15 protein-coding genes are annotated in these 15,875 nt (G+C 36.7%); all 15 read left to right on the top strand.

The genetic code is table 11. The features are described 5' to 3' along the window. Positions 1 to 157: 157 nt before the first annotated feature. The 15 genes from V6S17_RS01285 to V6S17_RS01355 all read left to right on the top strand — a co-directional run bounded on the left by V6S17_RS01285 (position 158) and on the right by V6S17_RS01355 (position 15,578). Positions 158 to 1,336: a DUF4097 family beta strand repeat-containing protein gene (locus tag V6S17_RS01285; protein ID WP_029090834.1), complete on the top strand. Its 1,179-nt coding sequence runs from the start codon at positions 158 to 160 to the stop codon at positions 1,334 to 1,336. A gap of 13 nt (positions 1,337 to 1,349) precedes the next feature. Further along, positions 1,350 to 1,589, top strand: coding sequence for a PspC domain-containing protein (locus V6S17_RS01290; protein WP_029090833.1), 240 nt, complete (start codon positions 1,350 to 1,352; stop codon positions 1,587 to 1,589). A 22-nt stretch (positions 1,590 to 1,611) separates the two neighbouring features. Next, positions 1,612 to 1,962, top strand: a complete 351-nt coding sequence (locus V6S17_RS01295) for a phage holin family protein (RefSeq protein ID WP_029090832.1) — start codon at positions 1,612 to 1,614, stop codon at positions 1,960 to 1,962. A 229-nt stretch (positions 1,963 to 2,191) separates the two neighbouring features. Next, complete coding sequence (hprK, locus tag V6S17_RS01300) at positions 2,192 to 3,130, top strand: HPr(Ser) kinase/phosphatase (RefSeq protein ID WP_036026849.1); 939 nt, start codon at positions 2,192 to 2,194, stop codon at positions 3,128 to 3,130. A 30-nt stretch (positions 3,131 to 3,160) separates the two neighbouring features. Continuing rightward, positions 3,161 to 3,982: a prolipoprotein diacylglyceryl transferase gene (lgt, locus tag V6S17_RS01305; RefSeq protein WP_029090830.1), complete on the top strand. Its 822-nt coding sequence runs from the start codon at positions 3,161 to 3,163 to the stop codon at positions 3,980 to 3,982. 277 nt (positions 3,983 to 4,259) lie between these two features. Next, positions 4,260 to 5,735: an NAD-dependent succinate-semialdehyde dehydrogenase gene (locus tag V6S17_RS01310; protein WP_029090829.1), complete on the top strand. Its 1,476-nt coding sequence runs from the start codon at positions 4,260 to 4,262 to the stop codon at positions 5,733 to 5,735. A 145-nt stretch (positions 5,736 to 5,880) separates the two neighbouring features. After that, a complete protein-coding gene (locus V6S17_RS01315; protein WP_029090828.1) occupies positions 5,881 to 7,398 on the top strand; it encodes a tetratricopeptide repeat protein in 1,518 nt (505 codons plus the stop codon). 56 nt (positions 7,399 to 7,454) lie between these two features. Then, positions 7,455 to 8,414, top strand: coding sequence for a thioredoxin-disulfide reductase (trxB, locus tag V6S17_RS01320; RefSeq protein WP_029090827.1), 960 nt, complete (start codon positions 7,455 to 7,457; stop codon positions 8,412 to 8,414). A 323-nt stretch (positions 8,415 to 8,737) separates the two neighbouring features. Beyond that, positions 8,738 to 9,757: a DUF2599 domain-containing protein gene (locus V6S17_RS01325; RefSeq protein ID WP_051457154.1), complete on the top strand. Its 1,020-nt coding sequence runs from the start codon at positions 8,738 to 8,740 to the stop codon at positions 9,755 to 9,757. Between the two features lie 394 nt (positions 9,758 to 10,151). Beyond that, the gene (locus V6S17_RS01330) at positions 10,152 to 10,442 is read left to right on the top strand and encodes a thioredoxin family protein (protein ID WP_029090825.1); all 291 of its coding nucleotides are present in this window, start codon (positions 10,152 to 10,154) and stop codon (positions 10,440 to 10,442) included. A gap of 392 nt (positions 10,443 to 10,834) precedes the next feature. Further along, on the top strand, positions 10,835 to 11,797 hold the full coding sequence (locus V6S17_RS01335; protein ID WP_036026843.1) for a gluconeogenesis factor YvcK family protein: 963 nt from the start codon (positions 10,835 to 10,837) through the stop codon (positions 11,795 to 11,797). 17 nt (positions 11,798 to 11,814) lie between these two features. After that, positions 11,815 to 12,774, top strand: a complete 960-nt coding sequence (gene whiA / locus V6S17_RS01340) for a DNA-binding protein WhiA (protein ID WP_029090823.1) — start codon at positions 11,815 to 11,817, stop codon at positions 12,772 to 12,774. A gap of 18 nt (positions 12,775 to 12,792) precedes the next feature. Next, positions 12,793 to 13,350: a glycerol-3-phosphate responsive antiterminator gene (locus tag V6S17_RS01345; RefSeq protein WP_036026841.1), complete on the top strand. Its 558-nt coding sequence runs from the start codon at positions 12,793 to 12,795 to the stop codon at positions 13,348 to 13,350. 190 nt (positions 13,351 to 13,540) lie between these two features. Beyond that, positions 13,541 to 14,299, top strand: coding sequence for a glycerophosphodiester phosphodiesterase family protein (locus tag V6S17_RS01350; RefSeq protein WP_029090821.1), 759 nt, complete (start codon positions 13,541 to 13,543; stop codon positions 14,297 to 14,299). Then, positions 14,292 to 15,578: an MFS transporter gene (locus V6S17_RS01355; protein WP_029090820.1), complete on the top strand. Its 1,287-nt coding sequence runs from the start codon at positions 14,292 to 14,294 to the stop codon at positions 15,576 to 15,578. The genes V6S17_RS01350 and V6S17_RS01355 overlap by 8 nt, the downstream gene beginning before the upstream one ends. Positions 15,579 to 15,875: the final 297 nt, after the last annotated feature.

The raw sequence follows: 15,875 nt of genomic DNA on the forward strand, positions 1-15,875 counted from the left end.
TGTCATTGTAAGCTCATGTCTTCGCAACAATGACAGTAGCAAGTCCGATACGAAAATCAACCTTAGGTCCTATGACAAAAAAGCTGTTGTGCTTGATAATAGAGATATAAGAGAGAAGACCTCTCATAATAAATAGAGGCAGACAGGGGCGATTATAATGGAGAATGAAAGAAAACGAATTTTAGAATTTGTGAAACAAGGTGTAATTACGACAGAAGAAGCGCTTGTTTTATTAGAGAATATGGCTAAAAAAGAGGGCGCAACTGTTGCTGAAGAAAAAGTGAACCGTACAGATTCACAAAACCAAGAGCAAAATAAGCGTACGGAACCGCAAAATGAAAAAGCTCAATCACAATATAAACGTAATGATTCCAATGAATGGGAGCAACATAAAGAACAATCTACAAAAGAAACGTCCGAAGGTACTGACTGGAATCGTATGGGTGACCAAATTGGTAGTTTCATGAATGATGCATTCAAACAATTGAAAGAAGTGGCGGTACCTTTTCTGAAATCAGCTCGCTTAGAACGTCATTTTGTATATAACAAACCAACTGCTTCTAATATTACACTCGATGTTTTTAATGGGCATGTTGAGGTTGTTGAAAGTGATAATGAAGACATCCATCTTTTTGTCAAAGCGCAAAACTATAAACCAATTAAACAAGAAGATATGGAAAGTTACTTTTTCAAACAAACAAGTTTACAAAATGATGACGATAATTTTGTGTTTAAATCACCTTCGAAAGGGATCCGTGTGGATGTTGTTTTACAATTACCAGCGGGTAAATATGATCTGATTTCAGTTAAAAGCTTGAATGGTAATATTTCTATTAGTGAACTTAGCTGTAATGATTTATTAGCAAAATCAACGAACGGCAACATTATTATAGGTAAATTGGATGCGACAGATGCAGAAATTCAATCAGTTAATGGTGAATTACGCATTGATAAAGCAACATTGCGTCAAATTGAAATGACTACTGTTAACGGGCCGATTCATTACACAGGTGATTCTAAACAAGTTGAATTACAAACTAAAAACGGTTTGATTAATGCCCGCATTGAAGGTATTGATACAGAAGAAGCGAAGATCCGCACAACGGCAGGTACAATTAAAGTTGCTGTACCTAATGACATCGGTATTGATGGCGATATCCGTTCGAACTTTGGTAAGATTCAATTAAATCTCTCGGATTTTGATATTTTACAAGACGAGAAAGATAAAGTGAAAAAACATACCATCTTTAGTAAAATGCCTGTATCACCAGGTAACATTACACTGGTGTGTGATAGTTCAGCCGGTAATGTTCAAATAGAAGAATATAGAATATAGGAGAGTGACAAATATGAGTAAAAAATTAACTAAATCACGTAGTGATCGTAAACTAGCAGGTGTATGTGGTGGCTTAGCAGCTTATTTTAATATTGATGCAACGATTGTACGTCTAATCTTTGCTATTGGCGCCTTGTTTAGCTTTGGAACATTATTACTTATCTACATTGTGTTATACTTTGTATTACCTGATGAAACGGCAGGCAATACATATCGTTCAAGTACAGAAGACGAAGCCAATAAATCATGGTAAAAGATAAAAAGGAGTGAGCAATATGAAATGGTTAAGTGGGATTGTTATTAATGCCATCGTGTTTATCGCCATTGCAGGATTCACTCAAAGTTTCCATGTGGCATCGATATGGGTTGCACTTGGTGCAAGCTTTGTTCTAGCAGTGCTAAATATATTACTAAAACCAATTTTAATTATACTAACACTGCCAATTAACTTTTTAACACTCGGTTTTTTCACCTTTGTTATTAATGCGTTTTTATTACAATTGACATCAAAAATCGTAGGTAGCAGTGCTTTCCATATCGATACCTTTGGTATCGCTCTTCTAATCGCAATTGCGATGACAATTGTAAATATGGCAATCAGTTCGGCGTTTAGAAAAGAAGGTTAACAGTAAGCAGACTTCTGCAAGATTAGTAAGCAGGCACTATAAGCAAGGTGTAACGACCTAAATGAGTGTTTGTCTTCAGTCTGAAGCAGTGAATCGCATAAGCGGTCCACTGCTTTTTTTGCTATTAATGTAACGCTGTCATTAGTCAGAAAGCTCAACAAATGGTAAACTAGAGAAAAAGAGCGAAAGAGGTGACAGGTTTCAACGAAGTATCGTTGAGCCGTAAATTATGGTAGAACCAAGTGTAACTGTAGAAGCCTTATATGAAAACATGGATTTTAAATTATTAGCAGGAGAAAAAGGGTTAAATCATGAGGTACAAGTCAGTGATTTATCACGTCCAGGCCTTGAATTATCGGGTTTTATGAACTACTACCCAGAAGACCGTATTCAATTATTTGGGATGGCTGAAACATCCTATTTAGAAAATTTGACAAGCGCTGAAAAAACAGTGCTATTTGATAAATTATGTACGCCGCGCACTCCCGCGTTTGTCATTGCGCGTAGCTTACCGGCACCACAAGAATTAGTAGATATTGCCAATGAACGTGGTATTCCCGTTTTAAGTTCAAAACTGAAAACAACGCGTTTATCAGTGTATATTACGAACTTTTTAGAAACTGAGTTGGCACCTATATCAACTATGCATGGTGTACTTGTTGATATTTATGGTGTGGGTGTTCTCATTCGTGGAAACTCGGGTGTAGGCAAAAGTGAAACGGCATTGGAATTGGTTCAGAGAGGTCATCGTTTGGTGGCTGATGATTCAGTTGAAATCCGTCAACTTGATGGCATTACTTTAATTGGTCGTTCACCTAAGTTAATTGAACACCTTTTGGAAATTCGTGGTTTAGGTATCATCAATGTGATGGATCTGTTTGGTGCGGGTTCAGTACGACCAGATAAAAAAATCTCATTGGTGATTGAATTAGAATTATGGGATGCACAAAAACAATACGATCGTGTGGGCTTAGAAGAACATACGACGGGGATTTGCGATGTTCAAGTTCCTAAAATTACAGTGCCTGTACGTCCAGGACGAAACCTTGCTGTCATCATCGAAGTTGCCTGTATGAATTTCCGTTTGAAACAACTGGGAAATAATGCGGCGCGTAAATTTACAGACAGTCTAACACAAGAAATCCAAAGTAAAAATAACAATAACTAATAATCAGTTAAACACTAACGAGGTGAAATTATGACAGAACCACTTAATCCAATTGCATTACAAATTGGTGGATTAGCTATTCATTGGTACGGCATTATTATTGCATCAGCAGTAGTCATTGCTTTTTTATTAACGATTCCTGAAGCTAAAAGACAAAATTTTGATCATGAAAAATTTATTGATTTACTTATTTGGGCAATCCCACTGGCAATTATATCGGCTCGTATATATTACGTGGCCTTTGAATGGTCATACTACAGTCAGCATCCAGGAGATATCATCAAGATTTGGGAAGGCGGTATCGCTATATACGGCGCTTTAATCGGAGCTGTTGTGACTGCTATTATCTTTACGCGTATTAAGAAAATTTCTTTTTGGCAAATTGTTGATATTGCAGCACCATCCCTGATTATTGCCCAGGCAATCGGTCGTTGGGGAAACTTTATGAATCAAGAGGCATATGGAGAAGCCGTATCGCGTACTTATTTAGAAGGTCTACACTTGCCAACGTTTATAATTAACCAAATGAACATTGAGGGCGTTTATCACCACCCAACTTTCCTTTATGAATCACTTTGGAGCATTGTCGGTTTTATCGTCTTGTTGGTGATCCGTCGCTTGTTACCACTCAAAAGCGGTGAAGTATTTATTAGTTATGTGATTTGGTACTCATTTGGACGTTTCTTTATCGAAGGAATGCGAACAGATAGTTTAATGCTCGATATTTTTGGAGCAGATTTACGTGTATCGCAAGTATTAGCGTTGTTATTAGTACTTGGTGGCATTGGTTTATGGGTGTATCGTCGTTTGACGAACAAAAACTTGCCTTACTACAAAGATGCTGAACGCTAATACCACTATTTAATTCACTATTTTCTTTACAACTGTACTGAAAATTATCTTTAGACAGACGTGCTTTCTATTTATCAACCGTTGATTTTTATAGGCGGATAATAAGATGAAGCTTTTCTGATGAACGATCATAGAATTATTTTCAGCTCAAGCCCCAGAGATATTCTGTGGGCTTTTTTTAAATTGTAGGGTGGTTTCTATAGGTTGGATTCATTTAGTTGTTTTGTTCAAAGTGTTACAATTAGAGTGAATCATCAATCAGAGGAGGGTGTTTTTAATGGATAAAACTAAAATCGAAACGCTGATAGAGGAAGTCCCGAAAGGGTTATTTATTAATGGCCAATGGCAAGAAGCTGATGGTGGAAAACAGACAGAAGTAATTAACCCAGCAACAGGGCAAGTGATTGCTCATGTAGCAAATGCGGGTGAAAAAGAAACCGAACAAGCGATTACAGCAGCTGAAAAGGCTTTTCCGAAATGGTCTGGTTTAACAGCCGATGAACGTGGCGCGTGGTTACATAAAATGGCTGACGCAATTCGTGGTGCAGCAAAAGATTTAGCGGTCGTGATGACCATTGAACAAGGGAAACCATTAAATCAAGCCGAAGCGGAAATTTTATCTGGTGCCGCTTGTCTGGATTGGAACGCAGAAGAAGTGAAACGTTTGAAAGGTGAAACAATTCCAGGGCCAACTGGAGAACTCTTACTTGTGCAACATGAACCTTTGGGTGTCGTCGCAGCAATTACGCCATGGAATTTCCCATCGGCAATGATTACACGTAAAATGGCACCTGCAATTGCTGTAGGGAATACAGTGGTACTAAAACCATCGCCAGAAACACCGTTATCAGCGCTTGCATTAATGGCGTTGTTTGATAAAATTGGATTGCCTGCTGGTGTTGTAAACATTGTAACAGGTGATGCAAAAGCAATTGGTGGTGTACTAACCGCAGACAATCGTGTGCGTAAATTAACGTTTACTGGTTCGACTGCAGTGGGTAAAATGTTATTTGCGCAATCAGCAGATACGGTTAAAAAACTATCATTGGAACTGGGTGGTCATGCGCCGTTTATCGTGTTTGAAGATGCAAATGTGGATAAAGTAGTCGCTGATTTAGTAGCGGCTAAGTTTAGAAATAACGGTCAGGTGTGCACATCTCCAAATCGTATTTTTGTTCATGAATCAATTCAAGCGACATTCACTGAAAAATTAGTGTCTGCAGTAGAGCAAGTTAAAATCGCTAACGGTTTAGATGAAAATGCCAGCGCAGGTCCACTTATTCGTGAAGATGCGATTGAAAAAATTGATAAGCAACTTGATGATGCTAAAGGAAAAGGTGCAAAAATTCTTAGCGGTGGTGAACGTTTAACCGGTGCTGAGTTTGACGATGGTTATTTTTACAAACCAACTGTGATAACAGGTATTACAAAGGAAATGGCTATTTTCTATGAAGAAACCTTTGGCCCGGTATTACCGATTATTACATTTAATGAAGATGATGAAGTGATTGAAGCGGCTAACGATACACTGTACGGTTTAGCAAGTTACTTCTATACGAATGATATTGGTCGTATCGCTGAAGTTGGACGCCGTTTACAATATGGTATGGTTGGTGTCAATTCAATCAATATCTCATATCCACAAACACCGTTTGGTGGCGTGAAACATTCTGGTTTCGGTAGAGAAAATGGTGCACAAGGATTGTCTGATTATATACAAGTCAAATTTTTAAATATTACCTATAAAAAATAAAGAGTCTAAAATTAATAACAGGTATATAGCTCTGCTGTAGTAGGTTCCCTGTTTTATCTTTTTATTGGCGTTTGTTCGTCTGTTGCAGAGGGTAAAATATGATATACTTACATACGGAAATAAGAGAAGTGAAAGGAGTGCAGATATGCCTGAATCAGATTCAACGCGAATACATTTTTTAAATCCTACGCCCGAATTTTATTTTTCTAAAGGTACGAAAGCTTTTGAACAGAGTGACTTGCCGGCAGCGATTAAATATTTAACGCGTGCAGCAGGGTTAGCCCCTAAAAACACGTTGATCATCTGCCAACTTGCAATCTGTTACACTGAAAATGGTGAATGTGAAAAATCAAACGAGCTACTAAGTGACGCATTAAAAATAGAGTATAAACCTTATTTTTATTATTTTATGGCGAATAACTATGCCTATTTGGCAAATTTCAAACAGGCAATCTACTATTCAAGACGTTATCTTCAAGAGAAGCCACGTGGTGAATATGCAGGGCCTGCCCGAGAATTAGTTGCGGTTTTAGAGGAACGGTTTGAAGCGGAGCAACAAGATGAAGCAGTTAAACCACTCGTTAGAGAGAGCACGCCGTTGGAGAGACAACAACAAGCAGTTGTAGATCAAGTCGAAAGTTATGTGAAAGAAGGTTATGTGGATAAAGCCGTCCGTTACTTGGAAACGGCAATGTTGACAGAAACCTTGCCGATATATGCACTAGAATTAAGTGTATTATATTATCGGAACAATCGAAAATCCGAAGCAGAGGCACTGATTGCTGGTGTTGAAACAGCATACGAAGGTCATTATTTAGCACGATGTCATCGGGCAATTTCAGCGTATTACAGCGGTGATTGGCAGTTGTTTCAAAGTTACGTGACACAGTTGGAAGCAATTTATCCATTTACAAGCCATGAGCAGTTGCAATATGCGATTGTTAAAACGTTGGCGAAAGATTATGAGGATGCTCTGGCTATTTTCACAAAATTAAATGAAAATATTGGTGCACATCGCAAATTTTATTTTTATGCTTCTAAAGCAGCTTTTTATTCTGGAAATCAAGCGTTGGCAGATTATTATTGGCAACAATTCGGTAACTATGATACGACCGAACCCTATGCTAATATTTGGCGTGAAATGAGTGATGACAATATAATTGAGGCGGATGCTCAACTAATGTTTTCACTGCTGAACAGCACAGAACAAGCAGACCGTTTAATGGCGTTGATGCTGGTTCATTTGACGAAAAACAAAGTGGAAGCTTTATTGTTTTCGTATCATTTTACACCTGGCTTTTTCACGGAAATGGAAAAAGGCTTTTATGCAGATGCTTCTATAATAACTAATTCAAAGCAAACATTGGCTTATAAAAATGGTGGTTTCACCAAACAAGTTGCTTTAGCTTTGAGTGCAGAAGGTTGTAAAGTTACACGTGAAACAATTGATGTCTATAAGCTTTTGTTCAGATTTACAACTGAGCAAACAGAAAAAGGTATTATCTGTCAGGAAGAAGACCAAGAAGCTTTAGTTGCGGCATTATTTCATGAAAATCAGCAAAAGATGGCAGATAAATTAACCAAAAGAACACTGATAAAACGTTTTGGTGTTACGCAAGGGCAGTTAAATAAATATATAAAGAAAATACAAGCATATAAATAGACGCATCCACTAGAAATAATTAGTATAGAGATATGAAGTTTAAGAGGAGGATGACTATGTCAACCGAAGAAAAAGTATATGATGTTATTATTATTGGTGCAGGACCAGCGGGAATGGCTGCGGCACTTTATGCTTCTCGTTCAGAATTAAGTACATTAATGATTGAACGTGGTGTGCCAGGCGGTCAAATGGTTAACACTGCAGAAGTTGAAAACTATCCTGGTTTTGGTAATATTACGGGGCCAGACTTATCAACAAAAATGATGGATGGTGCTAAACAATTTGGTGCTGAATATGCCTATGGCGATATTAAAGGTATCGAAGATCACGATACTTATAAAATTGTAACAGCAGGTAAAAAATCATTTAAAGCACGTGCAGTTATTATTGCAACAGGTGCAGAACACCGTAAAGCTGATGTTGCGGGTGAAGATGATTATAGTGGACGTGGTGTATCATATTGTGCAGTATGTGATGGTGCCTTTTTCAAAGATCAAGAATTGATTGTTGTCGGTGGTGGAGACTCTGCTGTCGAAGAAGGAACTTACTTAACGCGTTTCGCAAGCAAAGTAACAATCGTTCATCGTCGTGATAAATTGCGCGCATCACCACTTATTCAAAAACGTGCCTTTGATAACGAAAAAGTAGATTTCGTATGGAATCATACGATTAAAGAAATCAAAGGTGATGATAAAAAAGTATCATCAGTTGTTCTTGAAAGTACGACAGATGACACCACTCAAGAAATAAATGCTTCAGGTGTATTCGTTTATGTTGGGATTATCCCGTTAACAGAACCATTTAAAGATTTAGGTATCTTAAATGAAGAAGGTTACATTAAAACAAATGCAAACATGGAAACAGAAATTCCAGGTATCTTTGCAGCCGGTGACGCACGTGATACAAACTTACGTCAAATTGTTACTGCAGCAGCCGATGGCGGAATTGCTGGACAATTCGTGTTGAAATACCTTGAAGAATTGGAAGAACGTGTAGCAGAAACTGCAAATAATTAATGAAAATAACGTTAAACCCGTTCAGAACGGATTAAATGTGAGAAAACACTATTTTGACATTCTTTGTCAGGATAGTGTTTTTATTCGAAAATCAGTAGAATTAGTTATTTATGCGGCTATCTTTTAGGGCTGTCAGACTGAAGAAAAGTAGTAATCCATCGTATCGTGGTTTGCTGCTTTTTTTTATTTGTATTTTAAGGTCAGAAATCCCTTTTTAAAACAATTTTAAGCTTATAAAAAAAGCTATAATATTGTCGTAAGTATTTTTGGAATAATACTTACGCTATTGAATAAATAATAGTAGTAGAAAAAGGGGTAGAAAAATGAAAAAAATAGTGATTACTTTATTATGTACCACTTTAATCTTGACGAATGTTGTTATGATGAATAGTGAGGTACAGGCAAGCGAAGACGGAACAGTGTTGTTTGAAAAGGGGATAGTCGATGAGCTATCACCCCAACCATTGGTAAATGTAGCAATTGAAGAAAAAAACGAACGATTTATTGCTGAAACAGATGAATCGCAAGTAACGATACCTAAAGATATGGAAGAACCCGCTATCTTAAGTGATAATGAAGAAGGTCAATCACTCAGTATGCAGGTGAATCTTGACGAAAAGCAAAATGAGACGATTTCAGCCGAGGATACCGTTGTTTATGAAACAAAAAACACGAGTTTAGGTATAGATGCGTTCGATGGAGGCCTAAGGCACACCTATGTGATGGAAAATAAAGAGGCACCCAATACATTTGAAGTTAAATATGATGCAGATAATATATCGCACCTTGAGTTGTCTAAAGATGGAGAAGGTAAAACAGATGGTTCGATTCTGATTTACGATAAAGCGGGTGAAACATTAGCGGCTTTAGATATTCCTTGGGCTAAAGATGCTAATGGTAAGGATGTTGAAACATACTATCAAATAAATGAAAACAATACAGTTAAACAAGTTATTAAAGTAACGGATGAAGTTGTTTATCCAGTCATCGCAGATCCAACAACATTTACAACATATTTTTCTAGCGGTAAGTGGATAGTTCGAGGTAAAGGTAAATATAATAGAAGTCTTTCATTGGTTCCTAAAGCAAAATTAAGAGCATCAGGCGCGTTTTCTTTTTCTTTACCATTTGTAGTATTGTCCAATGCCGTTGCAAAAGATTCTTGGAATAAGGTGTATAATAAATATAAAAACAGTAAGCATTGGGAAAAAACAACTGGGATGAAGAATCAATATATGTGTCATTTTAATTTTGTTTGGGGGAAATCAGCCTTTAACTTAGAACCTAAGAGACCTGTGAAAAACTATTTAATGACAGTCGCAAATGGCTGTAATCCAAAGTAGGGTGTTGCTATATGAAAATAAACATAATGAGTTTAAGGATAATCGCGATATTAACGCTATTAGTTTCTATAGCGTATTGGTATGTGTTAGTATATAAAACGGATTTTATTATAATCGGAAGTACCTACTTAAATATCTATAATTTAGTACAAACATTTAGTTTTCTATTTTCATTTATAATATTGATAGCGACAGCATTTCCATTCTTCAAAAAGCAGTGGTTTATGTTTTGTACGATTGTAATTCTTGCTACAAGTATTAGTGTGCTTGTTTTTTTCCACCCAACTATGACCAAATTTTAGCAAATCAAGATAGAACAATAGAAACACAAAATATAAAAGAAATTACATGGGATGAATTAAAAGAATTAGAAAAGGAAAGCGATCATAATCGCTTGGTTTATGTTGGACGGGAAGATTGCCCCACTTGTCAAAAATTCAAACCTGAAATAGCCGTAGTTGCTTATAATAATGATTTTATCGTTTATTATTACAATACGACGAAAGACAGACAGGAAGCAGACTTTGATGATAAAATTAAACACTTGAAAATTGATCGTGTTCCAAGTGTTTTAATAGTTGGTAAAGGCAAGGTAACTAATATAACAGATAAGATTACAGACAGTGAGGAACTAGACGCCAAATTCGAGTATTTAGATGAAAATAAAGGTAAATTATTTAAGTAAGGGCTGTTGACACCGTTGCTATTACCGTTGCAAATTTATTCGCTTACGAGGGTAGTATGGTTGCTAATATCGTTGCGAATTTATTCGATTTACGAGAGTAGTATGGGACGCAGCGACAGAGAGTACCAAACCTTGAAGCAAGCGAGTACCATTCTATAAAAAAGTACCTTTCCATAAAAAAGTAGTATTCCTCTATTCATTACAGTCACACGAAAAGTGAGGCTGTTTTTTTGCGTAGTAACGTTGTTATTAAAAGTTCTTTTCACAGGAAATAGCGTAGCTGTCAGTATTGTTCTTTTTTTGTTTATTAAATCCACTTTAAACTAAGAGAATGTGGTATTATATAATTAAGAGCCGGGTGTGTCATTTTATTGATAACAAAGAGAGACATGGTGAATGATATGAGAAAAAGACGAATTGTAATTATAGGTGGCGGTACAGGGTTACCAGTCATTTTAAGAGTACTACGTAAGCATTATTTAGATATTACTGCAGTGATAACTGTTGGAGACGATGGTGGTAGCTCAGGTAAAATAAGAAAACAAATAGATGTTATTCCACCAGGCGATATTCGTAATGCATTATCTGCTTTATCAGAAAGTGAAAGTAGTATTGCGCGCGTCTTTCAATATCGGTTTCAAAATGAAGGCGAATTAAAAGGGCATGTGGTAGGAAATCTACTATTAGCAGCTTTAGCAGATATGCATGGCGATGCTTTGGAAGCAATTGCGGATCTTAGCAATATTTTGAATGTTAAAGGTGTGGTGTTGCCAGCAACAACAATTCCTCTGCAACTCCAAGCGAAAATGACGGATGGCAGTGTTGTTGTTGGAGAATCTAATATACCAAAAGTTCGTAAACCAATAGAGCAGCTGGAAATTGTTCCTGATGATGCACGCGCATCACAGCGAGTTGTTGATGCCATCAAAGAAGCAGATTTAATTGCGTTTGGACCGGGAAGTTTATATACCAGCATTTTACCGAATTTATTAGTTCATGATATCGCGCAAGCAGTGATATCATCAAAAGCTCAAAAAGTTTATGTCTGTAACATTCTTACACAATTGGGTGAAACGGAAGGTTTTTCAGATGCCGATCATGTGAGAATATTACACGAACATGTAGGTGAAAAATTTATTGATCATGTATTGGTTAATGAAAAAACAGTTGCACCAGCCCTTATTTTCCCAGAAGGTGTCACGCAAGTAGATTCGAATATTAAAGGAATGGAAGACCAAGAAGTCGCGCCAATTTTTGATGACTACCTTGATACGTCAGACGGTTTTGTTCGTCATGATGCCGAGCGTGTGGTTGAAAGATTAATTGCCTTGATTGATAAAAGTCGTCATTCTTAAAGAAAGAGGTTAGTGTGATGTCTTTTGCATCGGATACAAAAAAAGAAATTACGCAGTTAAGTGTTTCTAATGAAGAAGCGCGCGCAGAGTTATCTGCTATTATTCGTATGAATGGTACGTTATCAATTTCAAACGGTATCAGTGTCGTGAACATACAAACGGAAAACGCAGCGATTGCACGTCGTATCTATTCGTTATTGAAACAAGTCTATAATCTGCCAATAGAATTATTAGTGCGTAAAAAAATGCAGTTGAAAAAAAACAATGTTTATATTGTGCGTTTGAAAGTAAACGCAACAAAAGTATTGGCAGACCTTAACATCACAGAAGGCGGCTTTATATTTTCGGATGAACTCCCATTATTTTTAAATACAAATCAGCTGTATGCCCGTGCGTATTTAAGAGGTGCTTTCTTAGCGAGTGGTTCAGTTAATAACCCAGATAAAGCATCGTATCATATGGAAATTATGACGGTGTACCAGGAACATGGTGAAGCTTTGCGTGAATTATTTAATCGCTTTGATCTAAATGCGCGGATTTTAAGTCGCAAAAAAGGTTATATTATCTATCTGAAAGAAGCTGAAAAAATCACGGATTTCTTGAATTTAATAGGTGCCCATGTCGCCTTGATGCATTTTGAAGATATTCGCATCTTACGTGATATGCGAAATTCAGTGAATCGGTTAGTCAACTGTGAAACGGCGAATTTAAACAAAACAATTAGTGCAGCTGTTCGTCAAATTGATAATATTAAATACATTGCTAATACAGTGACGGTCGAGGCACTGCCTGATAAATTACGTGAAATTGCGCAGTTGCGCGTCAAGTACCCAGATGTTTCTTTAGCAGAATTAGGCGAAATGTTATCGACAGGACCGATAAGTAAATCGGGTATTAACCATCGTCTACGAAAAATCGATCAAATTGCTAATCGTTTAAAAGCAGGGGAAGAATTGAAAGATATTGCATTTAAATAAAGAAGGAGTGTGTCAAGCGTGTTTCATAATCAAAAGATATTACCAGCTGTACGCTCTATGAAAGATTTTGACAAAATGCTGAAAACGTCGTTTGAATACGGCGTTATTTTAAATGTCCATATTAATATGTTGGAAAGCTTGGTTGATTATGCCAATCGCTCAGGCAAAAAAATGTTTTTACACGCAGATTTAATCAGTGGATTAAAAACAGATGAGGCAGGGACAGAATACTTGTGCCAGAAAATAAAACCATATGGTATTATTTCGACGAAAGGTAGCGTGGTAATGGCAGCAAAACAAAAAGGTGTTGTTGCCACCCAACGTGCATTTATCTTAGACTCGAGTGCATTGGAACGCAGTATAAAAATTATTAGTAAAACCGATCCCGACTATGTTGAAGTTTTACCCGGTGTCGTACCGAAAGTAATTAAGATGGTGATTGAAAAAACAGGTAAACCTGTATTTGCGGGTGGTTTAATTGATACTGCAGAAGAAGTAGAAGCCGCTTTAGCAGCAGGGGCTTCGGCAATCACAACATCTAATTATGAATTGTGGCAAATTTATGACGAAAAATGATTGACAGCGCTTACAATTAAATATACACTATATTTATAAGTTAATAGTTATGTGTTGAGAAAACCGAGAACAACGAAACTTTCCTTTACGTAAGGGATGAGTTTCGTTGTTTTTTTTGAAAGTGTTTCTTCCATACTATGCTTAACAAGTACCTAATAGAAAAATAAAAAATAGAATGGGGAGTGTTAACATGAGAAGAATAATTGCACATCGAGGGCTGCCACAACTAGCCCCGGAAAACACACTGTCAGCATTTGAAAAAATGCAAGACTACCAAATTGAGTGGTTTGAAACAGATGTCAGTATCACGAAAGACGAACAAGTCATTATTATTCATGATGATTATTTGGATCGTACAACTAATCAAAGTGGTCCTCTAGATCAAGCAACTTCTGAAATCGTTGATATTGCAGATGCTGGTTCTTGGTTTGACCCTTCTTTTAAAGGAGAACGTATTCCTCGTCTCGAAGAGTTGATAACATTTATTAACCAGAGTCGAATGAATGTAAACATTGAATTGAAAGCAGTGACTGGAGCAGCAGGAAATCGTTTGGCAGATAGTTTAGTAAAACAGTTATCGGATGCAATTCAACTGATAAACCCAGCGGTTAAGGTAATTGTTTCGAGTTTTAATCCATTGATGTTATTGAAGATGAAAGCTTTACAACCGCAATTAGAATACGCTATTTTATTTGAAAATCATACTATTTATGAGGATTGGCCACTCATTGTTGATGCTGTTGGCGCAAACTACGTTCATCTAGAAAGTGACGGCTTAACACAATCATTGGTAAAAACTGTTATAGAGCGTGGCTATCATCTTAATGTATGGACAGTTAACACGAAAGATCGCGCCAATGAGTTATTTAATTGGGGCGTAGAGGGCATTTTTACGGATAATGCAGAAAATTTTGTTGCTAAAAAAACAGTGGTGACGTCTTATGAATAAAATAGGAGCGAAATTAGGTTTTAAAACAAAAGAACAATTTTTAGGTTTTTCAGCAGTAGTGCTTTCTGGTCAATTAATATATTCGTCGTTTGAGGCTTTTAAAGGGACTTTTTATGATTTATTATTAGAAATATTACAAGTGAATAATGCGCAATTAGGTGTTATTTTTAGTTTGATAGGGATTTCAATTTTCTTTTATATTCCTGGTGGTTGGATTAATAACCGCTTTTCAGTCAAATCAATATTAATTGTTGGTTTGGTGATAAGGATGCTTACTACCTGCATTATTATCTTTTTCACACCGACCTTCACAGTGTTGAAAATTGTCGCTGTTATTTGGGGACTTGTTGATGCCTTCTTTTGGCCTGCTGTTCTTAACGGTGTTGTGTTGTTATCAGGTGAAAATAATAAAGGTGTCGCCTTTGGTATTTTAGAATCGGGTAGGCGTGCACTTGAGATGTTCATGAATTTATTAATCGTTGCGGTAATGGCTTTGATAGGAGGTATCGCTGTATTTAAAGGCGGTATGCTGGTTTATAACCTACTGATCATTCCAGTTATTATTATCATTATTAAATATGTGCCCGTCAACGGTATTGCAGCAACTGAAAAAACAGCACCTGAAAAGAAAAAATCAATTGAAGCTTTAAAAGGGATGTTAGAAGTAATTAAAATGCCGACCGTATGGCTCGCTTCAATTACAGCACTAACGATTTATTGGTCGTATATCAACTTGATATACACCGTACCTTATCTACAAGCAGTATTTGGTATTAGCCGAAGTCAAGCGGCGCTTTTTGGAATTATCAACACGGGTGCAATGGGAGTTGTTGCAGGTATTATTTCAGGAGCATTATCCGATTATGTCTTTAAATCATCATCTAAAATGATGTTTGTTGCATTGTTTATGACCTTTTTAGCATTGTTAACCACTTTGTTGATTCCTAAAACGCCAGCTACGATGGGGATTAGTATCGCGCTTTTAATGGTCTTCTCTTTCTCAATCTTTTTAGCGAAGTCTGTTATATTAACACCAATCGCAGAATCAAAAATACCGGAAGAGTATTCGGGCTCATCAATGAGTATTGGTTCATTCGCTGCATACGCCCCTGTTTTTTGGGCTTATAACCTCAACGGGACCATAATTGATAAGTATGAAGCAGTTGTTGCCTATGAAAAAATATTTCAAATAGGAACAGCCGTCGCCTTATTTGGAGTGGTGTGTTCGTTGGTGTTGGTTATTGTCAATAAACGCAGTGCGCGTAATGTAGCGAAGTAAATATCTTTATTCGTAGTATAAAGCGGGTATTATCGTGAAAGAAGAACATATCAATAAAATATGTCTGAAATATGTCAAAATCAATTGACAACGCTTTCATTGTGATTTATACTTAGGTTAAGTTAATGGAGACGTGATGAGACACTGAGATCTGCGGGAGAGAACCTATACTATTAGGGTATTTCATCGCGGATTTTTTTGTATGAGTGATAATGAGTAGTGCGCTTTTAATAATTTTTAATAAACCGTCTCAATATCATGTTATCTGTCTAGAGGGCAGATCTTACGTTCATTACA

The sequence above is a fragment of the Brochothrix thermosphacta DSM 20171 = FSL F6-1036 genome (assembly GCF_036884295.1).
GTDB lineage: Bacteria > Bacillota > Bacilli > Lactobacillales > Listeriaceae > Brochothrix > Brochothrix thermosphacta.

Excerpts from the sequence above, each read along its gene's own strand:
- V6S17_RS01315 (WP_029090828.1), top strand. The coding sequence starts at position 5,881 with ATGCCTGAATCAGATTCAACGCGAATACATTTTTTAAATCCTACGCCC.
- V6S17_RS01350 (WP_029090821.1), top strand. The coding sequence starts at position 13,541 with ATGAGAAGAATAATTGCACATCGAGGGCTGCCACAACTAGCCCCGGAA.
- V6S17_RS01355 (WP_029090820.1), top strand. The coding sequence starts at position 14,292 with ATGAATAAAATAGGAGCGAAATTAGGTTTTAAAACAAAAGAACAATTT.
- lgt (WP_029090830.1), top strand. The coding sequence starts at position 3,161 with ATGACAGAACCACTTAATCCAATTGCATTACAAATTGGTGGATTAGCT.
- V6S17_RS01295 (WP_029090832.1), top strand. The coding sequence starts at position 1,612 with ATGAAATGGTTAAGTGGGATTGTTATTAATGCCATCGTGTTTATCGCC.
- V6S17_RS01325 (WP_051457154.1), top strand. The coding sequence starts at position 8,738 with ATGAAAAAAATAGTGATTACTTTATTATGTACCACTTTAATCTTGACG.
- V6S17_RS01285 (WP_029090834.1), top strand. The coding sequence starts at position 158 with ATGGAGAATGAAAGAAAACGAATTTTAGAATTTGTGAAACAAGGTGTA.
- V6S17_RS01290 (WP_029090833.1), top strand. The coding sequence starts at position 1,350 with ATGAGTAAAAAATTAACTAAATCACGTAGTGATCGTAAACTAGCAGGT.
- hprK (WP_036026849.1), top strand. The coding sequence starts at position 2,192 with ATGGTAGAACCAAGTGTAACTGTAGAAGCCTTATATGAAAACATGGAT.
- trxB (WP_029090827.1), top strand. The coding sequence starts at position 7,455 with ATGTCAACCGAAGAAAAAGTATATGATGTTATTATTATTGGTGCAGGA.
- whiA (WP_029090823.1), top strand. The coding sequence starts at position 11,815 with ATGTCTTTTGCATCGGATACAAAAAAAGAAATTACGCAGTTAAGTGTT.
- V6S17_RS01310 (WP_029090829.1), top strand. The coding sequence starts at position 4,260 with ATGGATAAAACTAAAATCGAAACGCTGATAGAGGAAGTCCCGAAAGGG.